The organism is Niveispirillum sp. FG148 (genome assembly GCF_057809655.1).
In genome coordinates this window covers 46,126-64,813 of sequence record NZ_JBMDKJ010000016.1, presented here as the reverse complement: position 1 = coordinate 64,813, position 18,688 = coordinate 46,126, and the positions used below count along the sequence as shown (strand labels likewise).

The 18,688-nt window shown below is 63.1% G+C and carries 20 protein-coding genes; 6 read left to right on the top strand and 14 right to left on the bottom strand.

What is annotated here, in order from left to right:
• Positions 1-83 precede the first annotated feature (83 nt).
• Positions 84-1,184: a helix-turn-helix transcriptional regulator gene (locus ACODTW_RS16975; RefSeq protein ID WP_488947241.1), complete on the bottom strand. Its 1,101-nt coding sequence runs from the start codon at positions 1,182-1,184 to the stop codon at positions 84-86.
• Between the two features lie 101 nt (positions 1,185-1,285).
• Here ACODTW_RS16975 and cysD point away from each other — a divergent pair, with 101 nt between their 5' ends.
• The 3 genes from cysD (at position 1,286) to ACODTW_RS16960 (ending at position 4,962) form a co-directional block, all read left to right on the top strand.
• Positions 1,286-2,194: a sulfate adenylyltransferase subunit CysD gene (cysD, locus tag ACODTW_RS16970; RefSeq protein WP_488947240.1), complete on the top strand. Its 909-nt coding sequence runs from the start codon at positions 1,286-1,288 to the stop codon at positions 2,192-2,194.
• 69 nt (positions 2,195-2,263) lie between these two features.
• Entirely contained in the window at positions 2,264-4,186 is a 1,923-nt protein-coding gene (cysN, locus tag ACODTW_RS16965; RefSeq protein WP_488947239.1) for a sulfate adenylyltransferase subunit CysN, read from the top strand.
• An 11-nt stretch (positions 4,187-4,197) separates the two neighbouring features.
• A complete protein-coding gene (locus ACODTW_RS16960) occupies positions 4,198-4,962 on the top strand; it encodes a 3'(2'),5'-bisphosphate nucleotidase CysQ (RefSeq protein WP_488947238.1) in 765 nt (254 codons plus the stop codon).
• 56 nt (positions 4,963-5,018) lie between these two features.
• Here the strand turns inward: ACODTW_RS16960 and ACODTW_RS16955 are convergent, their stop codons facing one another.
• The 8 genes from ACODTW_RS16955 to ACODTW_RS16920 form a co-directional block, all read right to left on the bottom strand.
• Positions 5,019-6,113: a DUF1214 domain-containing protein gene (locus tag ACODTW_RS16955; protein WP_488947237.1), complete on the bottom strand. Its 1,095-nt coding sequence runs from the start codon at positions 6,111-6,113 to the stop codon at positions 5,019-5,021.
• 34 nt (positions 6,114-6,147) lie between these two features.
• A complete protein-coding gene (locus ACODTW_RS16950; protein ID WP_488947236.1) occupies positions 6,148-6,933 on the bottom strand; it encodes an SDR family oxidoreductase in 786 nt (261 codons plus the stop codon).
• Positions 6,934-6,975: 42 nt separating this feature from the next.
• Positions 6,976-7,947 carry an aldo/keto reductase gene (locus ACODTW_RS16945; protein WP_488947235.1) on the bottom strand — a complete coding sequence of 324 codons (972 nt, stop codon included), beginning with the start codon at positions 7,945-7,947 and terminating at the stop codon, positions 6,976-6,978.
• 47 nt (positions 7,948-7,994) lie between these two features.
• A complete protein-coding gene (locus ACODTW_RS16940; protein WP_488947234.1) occupies positions 7,995-9,248 on the bottom strand; it encodes an NAD(P)/FAD-dependent oxidoreductase in 1,254 nt (417 codons plus the stop codon).
• Between the two features lie 39 nt (positions 9,249-9,287).
• Complete coding sequence (locus ACODTW_RS16935) at positions 9,288-9,614, bottom strand: 2Fe-2S iron-sulfur cluster-binding protein (protein WP_488947233.1); 327 nt, start codon at positions 9,612-9,614, stop codon at positions 9,288-9,290.
• A gap of 218 nt (positions 9,615-9,832) precedes the next feature.
• Positions 9,833-10,411, bottom strand: coding sequence for a nuclear transport factor 2 family protein (locus tag ACODTW_RS16930; protein WP_488947232.1), 579 nt, complete (start codon positions 10,409-10,411; stop codon positions 9,833-9,835).
• Positions 10,404-11,174: an SDR family NAD(P)-dependent oxidoreductase gene (locus tag ACODTW_RS16925; protein ID WP_488947231.1), complete on the bottom strand. Its 771-nt coding sequence runs from the start codon at positions 11,172-11,174 to the stop codon at positions 10,404-10,406. The genes ACODTW_RS16930 and ACODTW_RS16925 overlap by 8 nt, the downstream gene beginning before the upstream one ends.
• A gap of 24 nt (positions 11,175-11,198) precedes the next feature.
• Positions 11,199-12,266, bottom strand: coding sequence for an aromatic ring-hydroxylating dioxygenase subunit alpha (locus ACODTW_RS16920; RefSeq protein ID WP_488947230.1), 1,068 nt, complete (start codon positions 12,264-12,266; stop codon positions 11,199-11,201).
• A 134-nt stretch (positions 12,267-12,400) separates the two neighbouring features.
• Between ACODTW_RS16920 and ACODTW_RS16915 the strand changes: the two genes are divergently transcribed.
• Positions 12,401-13,135 carry a helix-turn-helix domain-containing protein gene (locus ACODTW_RS16915; protein WP_488947229.1) on the top strand — a complete coding sequence of 245 codons (735 nt, stop codon included), beginning with the start codon at positions 12,401-12,403 and terminating at the stop codon, positions 13,133-13,135.
• Positions 13,136-13,157: 22 nt separating this feature from the next.
• On the opposite strand, the gene ACODTW_RS16910 is transcribed toward ACODTW_RS16915, so the two are convergent.
• Genes ACODTW_RS16910 through ACODTW_RS16900 form a run of 3 tightly spaced genes read right to left on the bottom strand, consistent with a single transcriptional unit; the run spans position 13,158 to position 15,545 of the window.
• Complete coding sequence (locus ACODTW_RS16910; RefSeq protein WP_488947228.1) at positions 13,158-14,282, bottom strand: zinc-binding dehydrogenase; 1,125 nt, start codon at positions 14,280-14,282, stop codon at positions 13,158-13,160.
• Positions 14,283-14,340: 58 nt separating this feature from the next.
• Positions 14,341-15,162 (bottom strand): sugar phosphate isomerase/epimerase family protein, encoded by an 822-nt coding sequence (locus tag ACODTW_RS16905; RefSeq protein WP_488947227.1) that lies wholly within the window; start codon positions 15,160-15,162, stop codon positions 14,341-14,343.
• Complete coding sequence (locus ACODTW_RS16900) at positions 15,159-15,545, bottom strand: nuclear transport factor 2 family protein (RefSeq protein ID WP_488947226.1); 387 nt, start codon at positions 15,543-15,545, stop codon at positions 15,159-15,161. Before ACODTW_RS16900 ends, ACODTW_RS16905 begins: the two co-directional genes overlap by 4 nt.
• A 338-nt stretch (positions 15,546-15,883) precedes the next feature.
• Here ACODTW_RS16900 and ACODTW_RS16895 point away from each other — a divergent pair, with 338 nt between their 5' ends.
• A complete protein-coding gene (locus tag ACODTW_RS16895; RefSeq protein WP_488947225.1) occupies positions 15,884-16,387 on the top strand; it encodes an SRPBCC domain-containing protein in 504 nt (167 codons plus the stop codon).
• Between the two features lie 87 nt (positions 16,388-16,474).
• On the top strand, positions 16,475-16,699 hold the full coding sequence (locus ACODTW_RS16890; RefSeq protein WP_488947224.1) for a hypothetical protein: 225 nt from the start codon (positions 16,475-16,477) through the stop codon (positions 16,697-16,699).
• Between the two features lie 76 nt (positions 16,700-16,775).
• Here ACODTW_RS16890 and ACODTW_RS16885 read toward each other — a convergent pair whose 3' ends face one another.
• Both ACODTW_RS16885 and ACODTW_RS16880 read right to left on the bottom strand, forming a co-directional pair.
• A complete protein-coding gene (locus tag ACODTW_RS16885; RefSeq protein ID WP_488947223.1) occupies positions 16,776-17,609 on the bottom strand; it encodes an SDR family NAD(P)-dependent oxidoreductase in 834 nt (277 codons plus the stop codon).
• Between the two features lie 24 nt (positions 17,610-17,633).
• Complete coding sequence (locus ACODTW_RS16880; RefSeq protein WP_488947222.1) at positions 17,634-18,398, bottom strand: SDR family oxidoreductase; 765 nt, start codon at positions 18,396-18,398, stop codon at positions 17,634-17,636.
• Positions 18,399-18,688: the final 290 nt, after the last annotated feature.

The following is an 18,688-nucleotide window of genomic DNA, read 5'->3' as shown; positions in this document are numbered from 1 at the left end:
TGCGTTTTATGAACATACATATGTTACGCATATTCACAGCACATGGCCATGATTGTCTGCCTGTACCCAGTTCGAAACCCTTGTCACGCCAGAGCCAGAACGCCGGCCAAGATGAAGCGAATCAGGTCGGACTGGCCGCGGGCGCCCATCTTGGCATAGATCGTCTTGGAATAGCTGCGCGCCGTCTGCTCCGACAGGCCCAGATGGGCGGCTGCTTCCACAATCGTCATGCCACGGCTGAGCGCATAGGCCAGCCGCGCCTCGCTGGGCAGCAAGCCGAACAGCTCGGCGATCTGCTCGTGCCGGTCGGCAACCGACTCGCTGTCGCCATGCAGATAGGCAATGGCTACCGGGGCCGGGCCGGTGGGAGCCAGTTCCCGCTGGGCCGGCACGACCAGCATATCCACCCACGGGTCGCGGCTGACCGGCAGGGCGCGGGGACGGGCCTGGACATTATCCGCGCATTCCCGGATCACAACGTCCAGTTCCTTGCCCAGCGCCGCCCGCCTGCCCGTCAGCCGCCCCTGCCGATCCCGGCACAATTCCGGACAATGGCGTAGCAGATGCTCGGCATGCGCGCTCGCCTCCACGATGCGCGCCTGCCGGTCCAGACTGATCCATCCGAAATTCAGGCGCTGCACCGCCTGCGTCGCCACACTGGCCCGGAACCGCTCCTTTTCGATCGCGACATAGGTGCGCAAGGCGGCCCTCACATGGGGGACCAACGCGCTCAACAAAGCGCTGTTGGCGGCGGTGAATTCCGGTTCGTCGCGCGCCGCGCACAGCCAGGCACTGACGCCCTTCGGCTCGGTGACCCTGACGATCCGGCCCCTGCGCATGCCGCTTGGCACCAGCAAATCCTGAAAAAAAATGCAATGCCGCGGGTCCTGCATGTCCAGCAGTTCCGACAGCGCATAGACGCGCCCCTCTCGCAGCCGGAAATACGGCAAGGGATCGCTGTAAATCTGTTGCTGGTAAAGCTGGCGCAATGCCGGGGGCGAACGGCTGCCGGCAAACAGTTCCACCGGATCGCCAGCATTCCGGTCCGGCGGACGGAAGATCAGGCTGACATAATTTGCCTGCAACTGTGCCCGCAAGCGCTCCAGAAAGCTCGACCAGAGCGGCTGTTCAAACGGCCCCTCATGGATCGCGGTCAGAAGATCGTCGCCCGTTGGCAGATTCATCGCGATCCCCCCCCCAGATGGGGGCTTTATACCGGTCGGGAACATGGCATGTCGAGGGACAACAATCAGCGTCTTCTGACGAACAAGAACAGGTTGAGGACATGACCATCCCAGAGCTCACCCACCTCCAACGCCTTGAATCCGAGGCTATCCACATCATGCGTGAAGTGGTGTCGGAGGCGGGAAAACCCGTCATGCTCTATTCGGTGGGCAAGGACAGCGCCGTGATGCTGCATCTGGCGAAGAAGGCCTTCTATCCGTCCCCGCCGCCCTTTCCGTTATTGCATGTCGATACGACGTGGAAATTCCGCGACATGTACGCCCTGCGCGACAAGGCGGCAGCGGATGCGGGCATGGAGTTGCTGGTCTACCAGAACCCGGAGGCGGTGGAGCGGGGCATCAATCCCTTCGATCACGGCGCCCTGCATACCGACATGTGGAAGACGGAGGGGCTGAAGCAGGCGCTGACCCTGCACGGTTTCGACGCGGCCTTTGGCGGCGCGCGACGGGACGAAGAGAAGAGCCGGGCCAAGGAACGCATCTTCTCCTTCCGCACCGCCTCGCACCGCTGGGACCCCAAGGCGCAGCGGCCTGAACTCTGGCGACTTTACAATGCGCGCAAGGCCAAGGGTGAATCAATCCGCGTCTTCCCGATCAGCAACTGGACCGAACTGGACATCTGGCAATATATCCATCTGGAAGGCATCGACATCGTCCCCCTCTATTTCGCGGCCCCGCGCCCCACGGTGGAGCGCGATGGATTGCTGCTGATGGTGGATGACGACCGGTTCCGTCTGAATGAAGGCGAAGTGCCGGTGCAACGGTCCATCCGGTTCCGCACGCTGGGTTGTTACCCCCTGACGGGGGCGGTCGAAAGCCAGGCGAGGACCCTGCCTGAAATCATCCAGGAAATGCTGCTGACCACCACCAGCGAACGGCAAGGCCGCGCCATCGATAAGGATGCCGGCGACGCCAGCATGGAGAAGAAGAAGCAGGAAGGCTATTTCTGACGCTGCGCGTCGCCTTCCCTTTCAGATCAATGCGATGCCGGCCAAGCCCCGGCATGACGAGGTAGCGACATGACCGCTTTCCGACCCCTGACTGCCGATCCCGTCTACAGGACCGATGCCCTGATCGCGCAGGATATAGACACCTACCTTGAAACGCACCGTCACAAGACGATGCTGCGCTTCATCACCTGCGGATCGGTCGATGACGGTAAATCGACGCTGATCGGTCGCCTGCTCTATGACAGCAAGATGATCTTCGAGGATCAGTTGGCCGCCCTGGAGGCGGACAGCCGTCGTGTCGGCACCCAGGGGCAAGAGATCGACTTCGCGCTGCTGGTCGACGGCCTGGCGGCGGAGCGCGAGCAGGGCATCACCATCGACGTCGCCTATCGTTTCTTCGCGACCGAAAAGCGCAAATTCATCGTGGCCGACACGCCGGGGCACGAACAATATACGCGCAACATGGTGACCGGCGCGTCCACGGCCGATCTTGCCATCATCCTGATCGATGCGCGCAAGGGCGTGCTGACGCAGACCCGCCGTCACTCCTATCTGGCGCATCTGATCGGCATCAAGAACATCGTGCTGGCCGTGAACAAGATGGATCTGGTCGGGTACAGTCAGCCGGTATTCGATGCCATCGTGAAGGATTACGCTGCCTTCGCGCACACGATCGGGATCCAGGACTTCCTGGCCCTGCCGATTTCCGGCTTCAAGGGCGACAATATCACCACGCCCAGCGCGAACACGCCCTGGTATCAGGGTCCCTCCCTGATGCAGCATCTGGAGGCGGTGGAGATTGACGCAACGACCGATGCGCGCAAACCGTTCCGCATGGCCGTTCAATGGGTCAACCGCCCTAACCTGGATTTCCGTGGCTTTTCCGGCCTGATCGGTACCGGCTCGGTCCAACCCGGCGACGCCATCCGCATCCTGCCGTCGGGCAAGACATCGACGGTCCGGCGCATCGTCACGCTGGACGGCGATCTTAATCAGGCCGTGGCCGGCCAGTCGGTCACACTGACATTGGCCGACGAGGTCGATTGTTCGCGCGGCGACGTCATCGCTACCGCCGACAGCCCGCCCCAGGTCGCTGACCAGTTCGAGGCGAGGATCGTCTGGATGCACGAGGCGGAGATGCTGCCCGGCCGTCCCTACTGGCTGAAGATTGGTGCCCAGACAGTCACCGCGACGATCCAGCATCCCAAATATCAGGTCAATGTTAACACCATGGAGCATCTGGCGGCGAAAACGCTGGATCTCAACGCCATCGGCGTCGCCAATCTGTCGACCGACCGGCCGATCCCGTTCGATGCCTATGCCGACAGCCGTGACCTGGGCGGCTTCATCCTGATCGACAAGATGACCAACGCCACGGTGGCGGCGGGCATGCTGCATTTCGCGCTGCGCCGGGCCGACAATGTGCATTGGCAGGCGCTGGACGTGACGCGGGAGCATCATGCCGCCATCAAGAACCAGAAGCCCGCCGTGCTGTGGCTCACCGGCCTGTCGGGGGCCGGGAAATCGACCATCGCCAATCTGGTGGAACGGAAGCTGGCGCGGATGAACCGCCACACCTTCCTGCTGGATGGCGACAATGTGCGCCATGGGCTGAACCGCGACCTGGGCTTCACCAATGCCGACCGGGTGGAGAATATCCGCCGCGTGGGCGAGGTGGCGAAGCTGATGACCGATGCCGGCCTGATCGTCATCACCGCCTTCATCTCGCCGTTCCGGTCCGAACGCGACATGGTTCGCCAGATGATGCAGCCCGGTGAATTCATCGAGGTTCATATCGACACAGCCCTGGCGGACGCCGAAGCGCGCGACGTCAAGGGCCTTTACGCCAAGGCGCGCGCCGGCAAGCTGAAGAACTTCACCGGCATCGACAGCCCCTATGAACCACCAGTCGACCCCGAAGTGCGCATCGACACCAGTGTGATGACCGCCGAGCAGGCCGCCGACGCCATCATTGCCCGACTGATCCCGTGAGCACAGACCCCATGACCAACGCAAATACCATGACCGACGCCGAACTCGCCGCGCATCTGGCCGAAACGGCCGGGCGCATCCTGCTGGAGGTCCGTGCATCAGGGCTGTTCGATCCAAAGGCGCTGGGCAAGGCTGGCGACCAGACGGCCAACCAGTTCCTGGTCCACGCCATCCGGGCAGCCCGCCCGGATGACGGCCTACTGTCGGAGGAGGAAAAGGACAATCCCGACCGGCTGCACAAATCCCGCGTCTGGATCATCGATCCCGTCGATGGTACCCGCGAATATGGGGAGGTGCGGTCCGACTGGGCGGTGCATGTCGCCCTGGCCATCAACGGCGCCCCCTTGATCGGCGCCGTTGCCCTGCCCGGCCTTGACGGTGGCATGGTTCTGCGCACGGACCGCACTGTCAGTGTCCCACCAGCGCCGGAAAGGCTGCGGATGGTCGTCTCCCGCACCCGGCCGGCGAAGGAAGCCGTAGCGGTGGCGGAAATGCTGGGGGCAGAACTGGTGCCGATGGGCTCGGCCGGCGCAAAAGCCATGGCGGTGATCCTCGGCCAGGCCGACATCTACCTGCATTCCGGCGGCCAGTATGAGTGGGACAGTTGTGCCCCCGCCGCCGTGGCGCGCGCCCACGGACTGCATATCTCACGCATTGACGGGTCGCCGCTGGTCTATAACCAGCGCGACACCTATATGCCCGACCTGCTGATCTGCCGGCCCTGTCACGCGCCATCCGTGCGCGCAGCCCTGGATGCGGTCAACACCGGGGCCTGAACTGTGTGGAGTGCTGCCATACCCCCGGATGGGAGTGTGGCAGCACCCCGATGACTTTACAGCTTCACCACGCGGCAGGTCGGCACGGGATGGGCCTCCGCCTCGATCCAACGCCAGAGCGCGGTGCCGCTGCGATGACCGGCCAGGTCAATCCAGTTGCCGAAGCCCGGATCGACATCGGCGCAGACCAGAACGACGCGGCCATCCGCCTCGTACCGCGCCTTCGAACCGTTGATCCAGATCTTCTGGTTCACATGGTCGAGCGATTCCATCCACCAATTATCAAGCTGGAAATTCCAGAACCGGCATTTCGGCGGTGTGGCCTCCAGCACCAGCGCCTCGCCGGGCTGGAGGTCATAATAAAGGTGCCCGTACCAGATCTTCGGGTCGCCACCGGCCCGCCAGAAAACGGACTGGTCGGCCTCATAGAAACGGTTGGGCGTGGCCTTGAACCATTCCGACCAGTTGGCGAAGGTGTTCGCGGTACCGCGCACCCAGGCCGCTACCCCGGTCAACTGCGCCTCGATCTTTTCCGGGGTCAGCAGGGCCGGTACCTTAGGCTCCCCCACCCGCTCGATCCGGATATCGGCCGGCACCTGCGTGGCCTTGTCGTCAAAGGTCTGACGGATGATCAGCAGCGTCGTATCGTCCGCCATGGGCAGCCAATTGCCGGGCTTGGGCTCCCGGCTGACCAGGATCTCGAACCCGCCATCAGCGTCGAACACCATGTCAGAAAACTCGATCTCCCCGGTCGAGGCCATGGTGCCGTCGATGGCGTAACGGTTGGCCTTGCTGCCGATGCTGAGATAGGGGACGGTGCCGCGCGTGCCCCGGATACGATAATCCCGGTCGCCCCTGACCACGACCTGTTGATACAGATTGTCCGGATTGTCGGCCCCGATCTTGATCGTGTCGTCGGTCAGCAGGAAGATGCGGGGGAAATCAGGGTCGGATGAATCCACCAGCATGTTCAGTGCCGTGCGAGCCAGACGGCTGAGATAACGCACGCCTTCCGCCTGATCCAGCGGGTTGGCCGGCGCCTGCTCGCGCAGAAGCACCTCCCCCGCCTCTGCCAGACGCTCGCAGAAACTGCGCCATGTCTGGGCCAGACGCACGTCGCCGGCATTACCGGCGGACATATCCTCGCTCACGTCCCGCTCCTCCCGCCTTTTATGCCTCCCCGGATCACGGGGCCATCCATTCCCCGCCATTCACATCCAGCACCGCACCCGTCACCATCTTCGTGTAATCCGATACGAACATCAGGACAGTGCGGCCACACTCCTCCTCTGGCGGGATCACCCGCAGGGGAATGTTCTGCGCGACACCGGCGGCAATGGCCTCCACCGTTGTTCCGGCGTGTTGCGCCATCTCCTTCAGGGCGTTGCGCACCGGCTCTCCCCACAACCACCCCATCCGCGTGGCATTGACCCGGATATTGTAGGGGCCGAGTTCAGCCGCCAGTTGGCGCGAGGCCGTCACCAGCGCGCCCTTCGACACCGCATAGGAGAGCGAGCCACCGGGCAGATGCTTCTGCGCCTGCATCGTGGCGATATTCACAATCGCCCCGCCGCCCTGCGCCTTCATCTGCGGTGCCACCGCCTGTGCCATCCGCACGGCGCCCAGGCAGGTGACGTCGATGACCTGGGCCCATTTCTCCACATCTGTGGTTTCCAGCGACCCCATCTCCCCGCCGGCATAGGCGCTGTTGACCAGACCGTCGATCCGGCCGAACGCATCGATGGTCGCCGCTACCAGCCGCGTGCAGTGACCGGCATCGCTGACATCGGTCTGCACGGCGATGGCCTGCCCACCCGACGCCGTGATGTCCGACACCACCGCGTCGAGGAAGTTCTTGTTGCGCGCCGCCAGCACCACCTTGGCGCCCTCCGCCGCAGCGATCCTGGCCATGGCCTGTCCCATGCCCGGTCCGACGCCGGTGATGATGACAACCTTATCCTTGAGCAGCATTGTTTCCTCCGCGAGAACCCGCCGCCGACCCGAAATGGCGCGTCAGGCCACCTGCAACTGGGCGATTTCCTCGGCGCTGAGCTTGACGCCGACGGCCTTGACACTTTCAGTCAGTTGCTCTGGCCGGCTGGCCCCGATGATGGGGATGGTCTGCAATGGCTGGTCGATCAGATAGGCCAGGACGATCTCGTTGATGCTGACGCCATGCTTGACCGCCAGGGCCTGCGCCACGGCCAGCCGTGCCCGGTTCGTGTCATTGACGTAGAACGCCTTGAGATGATCGGGCAACGCCTCTTCCCCGTCGGCATCGACCTTGGTGAAGAAGCCCCGGCTCTGACCGCAATAGGGGATCATGGTCAGCCCGGCCTGGTGGGCAGCGGCCATGCCATCCTCGTAATACAGCACATAGCCCTGGGCGGCGGCAGCTTCGGCGTTGGGCTTGCCCAGGCCCCAGAAGGGCTGTACTGCCGCGAACCCAGGGTGCCCGACCGACTTCGCATAGGCCTGGGCTTCCAGCACCCGGTCCGCCGACCAGTTCGACGCACCGAAATAGCGGATGCGGCCGGCCCTCTGATGTGCGATCAGGCTGTCGATCAACGCACCCACCGGGACGGCCGGATTGTCAGCATGCAACCAGTAGAGATCGATCTGGTCCACGCCCAGATGATCCAGGCTCTCATTCAGATCCTTGGTCACGTCGGCGGGATTGGCCCGGTTGCGCCAATCGCCGGCGCGGTAATCCATCTGCCCGCCCTTGGTAGCGATGACAATCTTGCTGCGATCCTGGGTCTTCAGCCAAGCGCCAATGGCCCGCTCGCTGGCACCGGCGGGGGCGTCCGGTATCCAATCACCATAGGAGCGGGCGGTATCAAGGAAATTGCCGCCCAGCGCCACAAACCGGTCGAGCAGGGCGGACGATCGCGCCTGATCCAGGGCCGTGCCCATCATGTTGGTGCCATAGCATAGCGGGCTGACCTGCAGCGTGGTATTGTTGAGAACGATCTTCTCAAGCATGGATCTGTCCTTCCTGATGCGCGGACGGCGTTATGGGCCGACGCGGTTCATTGCGCCGACGCGGCGATAATGTCCTTGATGGGCGTGGCGGCATCCCGCAGCCGCAGGGGATCGATCAGCATCCCGTCGGTCACCAGCTTCTTGCCCTGTACGTAATCCTTCATGCAGTTGACGCAATCGATGGCGATCACCCTGCCCTGTTTCAGATAGATCATGGAGAAGCTACGTGTCGCCGGATCGCCACGCAGGATGCATTCATCATGGCCGACCGACAGGCCGACGGTCTGCAGATGCAGGTCATATTGATGGGACCAGAACCAGGGCACGGACCGGTATTCGATATCGCCGCCCATGATGTCCTTGGCCGCGACAATCGCCTGATCGGTGGCATTCTGGACGGATTCCAGTCTGATCCAGGCACCGTCCGCAAAGGCGTTCCGGTGCGATGCGCAATCCCCGATGGCATGAATGTCAGGCAGGCTCGTCCGGCATCGTGCATCCACGGCGACGCCGTTCCCGCCCTCCGCCCCCGCCGCCAGCAAGGGTTCAACCGCGGGGATGATCCCGATCCCGACAATCACCATGTCGGCTTGCATCACCTCGCCATTGGCAAGGCGGACGCCCACAACATGGCCGTCCTTGCCCTCAATGCCGGTCACCTGGACATTATGACGGATCTCGACGCCCTGGGCCCGGTGCTCCGCCTCATAGAAGCGGGACAAGGGCTCACCGGCGACACGCGCCAGAACCCGGTCCAGGGCTTCCAGCACGGTGACCTTCTTGCCCAGCTTGCGGAGCACGGCGGCCGCCTCCAGCCCGATATAGCCGCCTCCCACGATGGCCACACGCTCCGTCGCCGCCAGCGCCGACATGATGCGGTCGACATCCGCGCGGGTCCGCACGGTATGCACGCCGTTCAGGTCATGGCCGTCGCAAGTCAGGTGGCGCGGCGCACCCCCCGTGGCCCAGATCAGCCGGCCATACTCAAGCACCGAACCGTCACTAAGTGTTACCGCATGTGCCGTGGCATCCACTGCCACAACCCGGCGCCCCAATCGCAGCTCGACCCCTCGCTCCTGCCAGAAATACCGGGGCCTGATCAGCAGCCTGTCAAAGCCCTTATCCCCCGACAGATATTCCTTCGACAAGGGCGGACGTTCATAGGGGGGCTCCATCTCATCGCCGATGATGGTGATGCGCCCCTGGAACTGCCCCTGCCGCAAGGAAATCGCCGCTTGCGCGCCGGCATGGCCGCCGCCCACGATCACCACATCCATCTGGCCGACCCCGTCCTCATCCATCCCCCCAAACCGGCACGGCTCCCGATGCATAGCGACGGATCAATCCTCGGGCGCCAGGGTGACACGCAGGCCTTCGGACTTTTCCGTGACATGCAACTGACAGGACAGCCGCGACTGCGCTGTCTTGTGGGCGGAGCCTTCTAGCAGGTCACTCTCCGATTCCGTCACCGGCGTCACCGTCGCGGCAAAGGCGTCATCCACATAGACATGACAAGTGGAACAGGAACAGCAGCCGCCGCACAGCGCCAGCATCTCGTCGACGCCCGCGTCCCGGATCGCTTCCATGACCGTTGTGCCGACCTGCCCCTCGATCTTGATCTCATCCCCGGCACGGGTCACCACCGACATCGTTACCACAGCTTCCATCCCTTGATTTTCCTCCCCAGCGCCGTGTATCAGCCCAGGTTATTGCCGCCGGGTACATGTGCCCCTTTTCGCGCAAGGTACCTACCGCCCAATCCACATGCAATACGATATTCGAATGATATGGACGTAAAGTTCTTCAATATGCGTAGAGACGCCGACATTATTCAACGCTTCACGCCCTAATTCGCCTTTCTGGCATGCCCTGCCCGCAGCCAGCATCAACCACAACCTCCGGCGAGGCGATCCGCGCGCAACATCGCCAGGCGCGCATAGCAGGGGTCGTCCGGGCCGGATGCGCCCCTTCCCACGCCCGTCGTCCCGAAATCGTCGCCCGGCGTCACGACACGATCTTCCGACCAGTCCAGGATGAAGGAACGATGCGTGAAGCGCCAAACGCCAGCCCGCCGCTCGTACCGGTCGATATAACGGCCATGGGCGGTGAACTCACGGGTGCCGTCCTGGGTCAGATGCCATGCCCTGGCGCCGATCTCACCCTCCGCCAGTTCTCCGTCGATGAGATGCAACATGTTACCGACGGAATGCGCGGTTGCCCGCCAAGTCGCCATCATTGACGGCAGCCAGGCGACATAGCCATCCGCCGATCCGTGATAGAACGGGCTGTGATCATCGATCGCATCGTCGTGATAGAGGCTGCGCACCAAAGCATAGTCGCGACGGTCGATGCCGTGGCAATAGGCGGTTACCAGATGCTGTAGCGACAGACGGTCCAGGGCTTCCTGGACCGTCATCGCATGGGGGCGGACCGTCGCCGCGCCGCTTGCTTCCCGCTCAGACACCGAAGCCGCCCGCGACGGACAAGGTCTGACCGGTGATATAGTTAGCCCGACGCGAGGCGAGGAAGACGGCGGCCTGACCGATATCCTTGGCAAGGCCCCAGCGCTTCAGGGGCAGCATCGCCTTGACCGCCCGTTCCCAATTCTCATCGAAATAGCCTTCCTTCTGCCCCAGCTTGAACTGGCCCGCGTCGATCACGCCGACCAGGATGGAGTTGGCGCGGATCTCATGGATGCCTTCCTCTTTGGCGATACCCTTGATCAGCGCCTCGTTGCAGGCCTTAGGCGCCACGGACAGCCCATCCAGGTGCGGCCACCAATCATGGCCGGCCGATCCCAGATGGATGAAGGAACCCCCGCCGCCAGCCCGGAAATGCGGCAGGGCCGTCTGGATGGCGTTATGGAAACCGAAAACCTCGATATCGATGGAATTGCGGAACTGCTCATCCGTCCAATCGGCGATATTCACTTGCGCGACCACAGGACCAGCCCCCCAGACCAGCGAATGGACCCGTCCATGCTTGGCCACAGCGTCGGCAAACGCCGCTTCAACCTGGGCACGATCGCGCACATCCGCCTGATGGGTGCTGGCCTTGACGCCAAGCGCGCGGATGACGTCGGCCGTCGCCTCGGCGACTTCCCGCTTGGAACGATAGCAGATGGCGACATCCGTTCCGGCCTTCGCGAATTCCAGCGCCACACCTTTGCCGATGCCGCCACTGCCGCCAAAAACGATGACGGCGCCCTCGGGGAAATCCTTGTCCATGATACATATGCTCCCAATTTTGGATTATTCCGCTGCAGCACTCGGATGTGCGGGCGTTCCAGCGGTGCGGTGCAGGCCGTTGACACGGGCCTGGAACTCCCCGGCCTGGGCGCGGGGGTTGTAGAACTGGCGATACCAGACGCGGCCGCGATGGAACGGCCCATCCGTCGGCAAGCGCAGGATGCCGATGGCGGGTCCCTTGGTCTGCCAGATCGCGAAATCCTGCGAGAAGGCAGCCAAACCCACATCGTGATATTGCCGCCGCATGGCCAGGTCCTCTGGCCTGTGCGGGACATGACGGGCGCGGGTGATCAGGCCGTGCCATACCTGCGTCACCCCATCCTCCTTGGGCGTGTGCAAGATGATCTGCACCGCGTCGGTATCGCCGGAAAAGCGCGCCAGCAGAATGCCGGGACCGGTATAGAAGGCATCGACCTCCAGCACCCCGGTATCGCCACCCATGGTCTCGTGCCCGCCGCCGGATCGCTGGCGACCGATCACGCCATCGAAGATCGTGTCGAAATAGGCGATCCGCTGCCCATGGATCGGACCGAAATGGTGGATATCGACCAGATTGTCGACAATCTCCTGCGGATGGACGTTCAACGTGCCGAGATCGTCATAGTCGCAGCGCACCCAATGCGGATCTTCCCATTCCGGCAGGTCAGGCAGGGCATAGTCGGGCTCTCCTTGCTCCGGGTCGTGCCAGGCGAAGATGCAGCCGAAGCGCTCTGTCACCGGATAGGCCCGCACCTTTGCCGCGGGCGGGATCGGTCCACTGAAATAGGGGACATGGTCGCATTTGCCTTTCGGCCCGAAACGCCAGCCATGATAAGGGCAGCGGATGGCGTCACCCTCGATCCGGCCGCTTGCCACCTCCGATGTCTGCGGTGCGCCCAGGTGCGCCTGCATGTGAGGGCAAAGCCCGTCCAGCAGCACAGGCAGGCCCGATGCACCACGATAGAGTACCAGTTCACGTCCCAGCAGCCGCAGCCGTACCGGTGCATCGCCCAGATCCGCCGCCCGCGCCACCATGAACCAGCCGCGCGGGAAGGTGAATTCCCCCAGGCCGTAATCCTTCGTGCCAGCCATGGCATCCTCCTGTTGCCTGAGAATATTTTTGTTGAAACTGCGGAAGGTTACCTGCGCCATCAATATGGAAACCGCACCATCAATCGTATTACGATCGGATCCGATCATCTGATGATACAGAAAGGAAATGGTTGATGGCGGAGCGGCCGGGCGTGGTCAGGATCCTGGATGAATTGCGACGGGAGCTGAAACGGCAGGGCGTGCGTGTCGGTGAACTGGCGGAACGGATGGACGTGGCCGAACCGACGATCTGGCGCTGGTTGCGGGGACGGGGATTGACCATCGACCGGCTGGATCAGATATGCGCCGTCATCGGCCTGGACCTGCGCGACCTGATCGCCCGTTCCGGCGACGAGGGGCTGGAGCGTTTCACGCTGGCGCAGGAACGCATCCTGGCGGCCGATCGCGGGCTGGCGCTGCTGTTCTTCTCCATCCTCAATGGCGCCCAGCGCCAACAATGCGAACGGGAATTCCGCATGACGCCTGAACGGGTCGATCAATATCTCGACCGGCTTGTCCGGCTGGGTCTGATCGATGTCGGCGCGGGCGGGCGATTGCGGCCGCTGACCAGCCGGTCGGTGAAATGGCGGCGCGGCGGGCCGCTGTCGGTGGCCTTTGAGCAAACGGTGAAGCACTTCTTCCTGTCGATGGATTTCGGCGCCACCGATGCCTGCTATGTCGCCGATCTGGTCCGGCTGAGCCCGGCGGGACGCATGCGCGTCCTGGCGCAGTACGAGGCGCTGCGGGAGGATATCCACCTGATCGCCGAACAGGATCGCGCGGCCCGGCACGACCATTACGACTGGAGCGCCATTTTCATGCTGGTCCGCCCGCTGGACATGGAGGATGTGACCCGCGACCTGGGATAGGGACCAGCCGCCCCGCCCGGCCTCAGAATGCCGCTTCCACTCCAGCATTCTGCCGCTGAAAGCTGACAACGACCCGCAGCGCCTCGCCGGATTTCATCAACGCGAAGCCCTTGTTCACATCGGCCATGGGCAGGCGGTGGGTCACCAGATCATCCAGATTGAGCCGCCCCTCGACATATAGGTCGAGCCATTGGGGAAGCTGGCTGCGGGGCTTCACATTGCCCATGAAGGAGCCCTTGATCGTGCGGCCGAGTTGCAGGTTGAACGGCAGGATGCGCATCTCCTCACCTTCCGGCGGCACACCCAGTACTGTGCAGCAGCCCCAGCCGACATGGGTGCAATCCATCGCCTGACGCATCACGCCGGCATGCCCGACGCATTCGAAGCTGTGGTCGACACCGCCATTGGTCAGGGTGCGGATGCGCGCGACCGCATCCTCGTCATTCGGATTGACGAAGTCGGTCAGACCGAAACGGCGCCCCTGCGCGTCGCGGTCGGGGTTCAGGTCCACGCCGATGATGCGCGAAGCACCCGCCAGGCGCGCCCCCTGCACGACATTCAGGCCGATCCCGCCCAGCCCGAATACCGCGACCGCGTCCCCCTTCCCGACATGGGCGGTATGGATCGCCGCCCCAACGCCCGTCGCCACCGCACAGCCCAGCGTGCAGGCAAGGTGAAAGGGCACGTCCTTGCGGATGGCCACGACATTGCTCTGCTTCATCACCACGAAACGGGCCAGCGTGCCCACCCCGGCATAGGATGACACCGGCTGGCCGTTCAGGGAGAACCGGGAGGCTGGCCGGCCCAGTTCCGCCAGGAAGGTCTCACACAAATTGGTCCGCCCCGACCGGCAATGGCCGCAGGTGCCGCATTCACCGATGGCCAGCGGGATCACATGATCGCCGATACCGACATTGGTGACATGCTTGCCGCATTCCCGGACGATCCCCGCCCCCTCGTGCCCGGCCACGATGGGAAAGGGGAAATGGGCCGTCTGGCCTTCAAGCTGGCTGAGATCAGTGTGGCACAGCCCGCTGGCCATGATCTCCACCAGCACCTCGTCATCGACCGGTGGCCGGAGGTCGAACATCTCCAGCCGCAACGGTTCACCCGGCGCGTGACAGACCATAGCCTCGACCTTCAGCATCCTCCGCCCTCCTTCATCGCGGTGCCGGGATGCACGCATCCGTGCCCCCGCCCGCCTGTCATTCCCAATAGGTGATCGAGCCGGCATGGGCACGGGTGGCAAAGGGCCGGGGATCGCGCCCGCGCCATTGCGCGTTCAGCACTTCCACGCTGACCATGCCGTCATATCCCCTGGCCCGGAACAGGCTGGCAAAACGGGCGACGTCGAGCACCCCGTCACCGGGAAAGGTGCGGCGGGACATCATTTCCATATGAAGATCCCCCGTCACCGCCGACAGCGCGTCGCAGAATTCAAGGTAGGCGACGGCGTCCAGCGGTACCGTCTCCAGCGCCTGCCAATCATCCGGTCCATGCGCGTGGTGCCAGATATCGATCATGGCACCAGCCTGCGGCACCCCGACATGGCGCACCATCTCCAGCGTCTCCGCCAGGGTCGCCAGCGGCAGGGTCGGCAGATACTCGATGGCGATGCGGATGCCGGTCCCGCGCGTGGCGGCACAGGCCGCCTCGATGGCCGCCAGACGCGCCCGCCCCCGCGGAGCCGCGACATTCACCTGGATGAAAGGTGCGCCTAACGCCTGCGCCGCCAGCACCGCCCGCGCCATGTCGGGGCCGGGATCGCCCTCAGCGTCCAGAAGGGCGGCAGCGGCGATGAAGCCGCACCCGACCCCCGCATCGTGCATGCGCCGCGCCAGATCATTCAGACTGTTGCCGCCGGCCTCCCAGGCTTCCAACGAAAACCGGTCCGGCGCAAACAGGGTGAAACCCGCCGCCGCCGACGCGTCGATCCAGGCCGGCAGATCGGCCCTACCCCCGAACCAGGGGGAGCCGTTGAAACCGTTGAGACAAAGAGAAACCATCGGCGTGTCGTCCCGCGTCACGCACCGATCTCCTCGATATCGTCGGGACCGAAATAGGCCCGCAGGCTGGTGATCAGGCCCCCATCGTCGAAGGTGCAGACGTCCAGGGACCGAATACGGGTCCGCTTACCGCCTGGCGGGGTGAACTCGACCTCGAACACCAAAGCCGCCTCCGCCGCGTAGGAGCCCCGGATGGGCGCCACGGGGGTGATGCGCGCGCCATAGGCCACACCATTTGTAAACAGCGCTTCCATCTCCGCCCTGTTCTTGACGGGCGTGCCAATCGGGTCCTCCATCCACGCATCCCGGGCGAACAATGCCATCAGCCCATCGACATCGCCGGCATTGGTCCGATCGATATAGGCCTGCAGCGCTGCCTTCATCACGGATTGGTCGGGCATCATCGGGTCCTCCCTAACGCAAAACAGGTATGGAGCGGTGAACGATGCCGCAACTAATGCGCCGACCCGACCTCGGCGAGCAAGGTCAGATTTTCACATTATGCGTAACATATTCTGGATAATGCAGCGATTATCTAAATTTATACGCCACAGAATCTCCACTTATGAGGAAAACTGGGATCGCATCCGGCGTCCGCCGCACCGCGCCGGCTGTTGCGATGTACGTCATGGCAATCCGCATATAATTTTACAATACGCGACGAACACTGCTTTTCGTTAAGAGCATTCATTGGTATCATGCGTAATTACCATGGCATTTATCATTGCAAATGGAGATTCCAGTGGGCGAGTCCAGTTTTGATCCGTTCGCCGTTTATGATCGGGAGATCCTGGTCGCGTCGGACCCGGTCGACATCGGCGCGCCCGCGTCTGTGGTCTGGAATATCCTGACCGACATGCCGCGCTATGGTGAATGGAACCCATTCTGTGTCAACGCCGTATCGACGCTGGAAATGGGCGCGCCGGTCCGAATGACGTTGGTCGATTATGTCAATCCGGGCCAGTTACTGAACATTACCGAATATATCTGCGCTTTCGAGCCGGAACGGCTGCTGTCCTGGGAACAGCTCTATGATCCTGCCTGGCCCTATACCGCGCGTCGCGATCAGGTGATTACCTCGCTTGGGCCTGACAGATGCCGTTACCTGTCCACCGATGCCTTCACCGGGGAGAATGGCATCCATGTCATGCGCTTTGCTGGCCCTTGGGTCCGCCGCGCTTTCAACGACACCGCCCGCGCGCTGAAGACACGGGCGGAGACAATGTACAGGGCTCGCGCCGCATGATCCCAGGTTAACACCACCGGCAGGATCAATGCTCCAGGCTCTGCATCATCTCAATCGAAACCGACATAAAAACATTGGGAGGACAAGATGATCATGCAGATGACAAAATCACCGGCGAAGTTTGGTCCACTGGCCCTGCTTCTCGTCCTGGCGGCGTCGTTGGCCACCCTGTCTGTCAGCCAAGCATCCTGGCAGCAGAAGATGGACAATCTCCTCCAGCCGCCAGTAAACCAAAATCGGGTCGATAACATGCCGGCCTTCGGTATGAAGCCTATTCCCCGACTGTTCGATGAGTTGTCGCGACGCAGCTGACCCCGGACCTCCCTCAAAAATATGATGGTGGTCACCCCGTCATGGCTTACACCATGACGGGGTCATGATGCTTTCCTTATCCGCTGAATAGTTCCGATAGCGGCGGCGACGTATTGGGGTCCCAGGCATGCCGGGGACCGATGCTTAGACCGCCATCCACCACCAGATGTGTGCCGGTGACGAACCCCGCTTCGGCCGCCGCCAGATAGAGGGCAGCTTGCGCGATGTCATCGGGCATGCCGGCCCGCTGGATGGGCTGGACCGTCGCGCTCGCTTCAGCCACGCGCGCAGCCATCTGATCCGCCACGTTCCGCTCAAGGCCGATCGACGCCCCAAAGATTGATGTCGCGATCATGCCAGGGCATATGGCGTTGACCCGGATACCTTTGCCGGCCAGTTGCACCGCCGCCGCCCGGCTGAGCTGCAAAAGCCCCGCCTTTGCCGTGGTATAAGTAATGGGACCCCATCCCGGTTGCAGCGCCGCCACGGAGGCGATGTTGATGATCGAACCGCCGCCACCGGCTGCCATTACCGGTTCGGCATGCTTGATGCCCAGCATGGGCCCACGCAACAGCACCGCGAAGTTCCAGTCCCAGCGGTCGGCATCGATATCCTCGAATGTCACCATCATGTCGCAGATGCCGGCGTTGTTGACCAGCACGTCCAGCCGGCCGAATACCGAAACGGCCTTCTGAACCGCCGCCGCGATCTCCGCCTCCTTTGTTACGTCGCAATGAGCATAGGCGACACGTCCGGGAAACCGCGCCTCCAGTCGCGCGCCCTTTTCATCCTGGATGTCGGTGGCGACAACACGGGCGCCCTGATCCAGGAACAGTTCCGTGATGGCCAGCCCAATGCCCGATGCGGCGCCGGTGACCAGGGCGACCTTGCCCTCCAAACGACCAGTCATCTTGTTCATCCCCATGATTTGAATTCAGAAGGCATCCGGGCGCATCAGCGCGTCGGTACCACCATCGTTGAAGATCACCTGCCCCAGCAGGTAGTGCCCTTCCAGGTCCAGCAGGAAGGTGATCAGCTCCGCGATCTCCTCAGGCTTGGCATAGAAGCTGACGGCCATCGGGTTCGCCATGGCAATCAGCTTCACCATCTCCGGGTCGACCAGCAGCGGCGCCGTCATCGGTGTCTCCACCACCCCCGGAGCGACACCATTCAGCAGGATACCCGACCCTGCCCATTCCGGGCGCACGGCAGCACGGCGCAACCACAGCGACAACGCGCGCTTGGATGTGGAATAGGACAGTTCCGGCCGCGCCGTGATCTCTGCCAGGGCCGTCGCCTCGTCCTGGGCAAGGCACGCGTCCACCGTTGCGGAATCGAACGGCAGCAGGGCAGCGGTGGAACAGATGGCAACGGCACGTGGCCGCCGGCCCCGCGCCAACAGAGGCCGCAAGCCTTCCAGCGTCGCCACCGCCCCGAAATAATTGAGCGCCAGCATGTCGGCCGGCCGGTCGGGACGGGATATCCCCGCCCCCGCCACCACACCGTCCAGACCAGCGGGCGCCATCTCACCGGCAAGGGCTACCATTCTGGCGCGGCCCTCGACCGTGGACAGGTCGACCTGGATCTCCGCATCGCGCAGATCGACACCGATCACGCGGTGACCCGCCGTTTCCAGCTGTCGCCTGGTGGCGAGGCCGATTCCCGATGCCGATCCCGTGACGAGAATGTTGCGAACCATACCTGTTTCCTCCTCTGTTTTCATTGCTGATCGAAGCAAAGCCGAAGCCAGAAGACCCTTCGGATATCCACTTCTGTTCGCATGTCTGCAATTTTGTGTCGCCACAATTGCGATGTGCGTTGGCGACGAATGTTATCATAACGCATATTGACTTTGTGAGTGAATACTTACAAAATCAGCCGGTCGACATCGCCGGAGAGCGGGCGACGCATGGGAGGTTAGGGTCATGAGACGGCGCTCACCCGTATAAGGACGGTGTCCGCGTTTCATTGCCGAAGCCGCCGCTTCAC

Excerpts from the sequence above, each read along its gene's own strand:
- ACODTW_RS16975 (WP_488947241.1), bottom strand. The coding sequence starts at position 1,184 with ATGAATCTGCCAACGGGCGACGATCTTCTGACCGCGATCCATGAGGGG.
- cysD (WP_488947240.1), top strand. The coding sequence starts at position 1,286 with ATGACCATCCCAGAGCTCACCCACCTCCAACGCCTTGAATCCGAGGCT.
- cysN (WP_488947239.1), top strand. The coding sequence starts at position 2,264 with ATGACCGCTTTCCGACCCCTGACTGCCGATCCCGTCTACAGGACCGAT.
- ACODTW_RS16960 (WP_488947238.1), top strand. The coding sequence starts at position 4,198 with ATGACCAACGCAAATACCATGACCGACGCCGAACTCGCCGCGCATCTG.
- ACODTW_RS16950 (WP_488947236.1), bottom strand. The coding sequence starts at position 6,933 with ATGCTGCTCAAGGATAAGGTTGTCATCATCACCGGCGTCGGACCGGGC.
- ACODTW_RS16945 (WP_488947235.1), bottom strand. The coding sequence starts at position 7,947 with ATGCTTGAGAAGATCGTTCTCAACAATACCACGCTGCAGGTCAGCCCG.
- ACODTW_RS16940 (WP_488947234.1), bottom strand. The coding sequence starts at position 9,248 with ATGGATGAGGACGGGGTCGGCCAGATGGATGTGGTGATCGTGGGCGGC.
- ACODTW_RS16935 (WP_488947233.1), bottom strand. The coding sequence starts at position 9,614 with ATGGAAGCTGTGGTAACGATGTCGGTGGTGACCCGTGCCGGGGATGAG.
- ACODTW_RS16925 (WP_488947231.1), bottom strand. The coding sequence starts at position 11,174 with ATGGACAAGGATTTCCCCGAGGGCGCCGTCATCGTTTTTGGCGGCAGT.
- ACODTW_RS16920 (WP_488947230.1), bottom strand. The coding sequence starts at position 12,266 with ATGGCTGGCACGAAGGATTACGGCCTGGGGGAATTCACCTTCCCGCGC.
- ACODTW_RS16915 (WP_488947229.1), top strand. The coding sequence starts at position 12,401 with ATGGCGGAGCGGCCGGGCGTGGTCAGGATCCTGGATGAATTGCGACGG.
- ACODTW_RS16910 (WP_488947228.1), bottom strand. The coding sequence starts at position 14,282 with ATGCTGAAGGTCGAGGCTATGGTCTGTCACGCGCCGGGTGAACCGTTG.
- ACODTW_RS16900 (WP_488947226.1), bottom strand. The coding sequence starts at position 15,545 with ATGATGCCCGACCAATCCGTGATGAAGGCAGCGCTGCAGGCCTATATC.
- ACODTW_RS16890 (WP_488947224.1), top strand. The coding sequence starts at position 16,475 with ATGATCATGCAGATGACAAAATCACCGGCGAAGTTTGGTCCACTGGCC.
- ACODTW_RS16885 (WP_488947223.1), bottom strand. The coding sequence starts at position 17,609 with ATGACTGGTCGTTTGGAGGGCAAGGTCGCCCTGGTCACCGGCGCCGCA.
- ACODTW_RS16880 (WP_488947222.1), bottom strand. The coding sequence starts at position 18,398 with ATGGTTCGCAACATTCTCGTCACGGGATCGGCATCGGGAATCGGCCTC.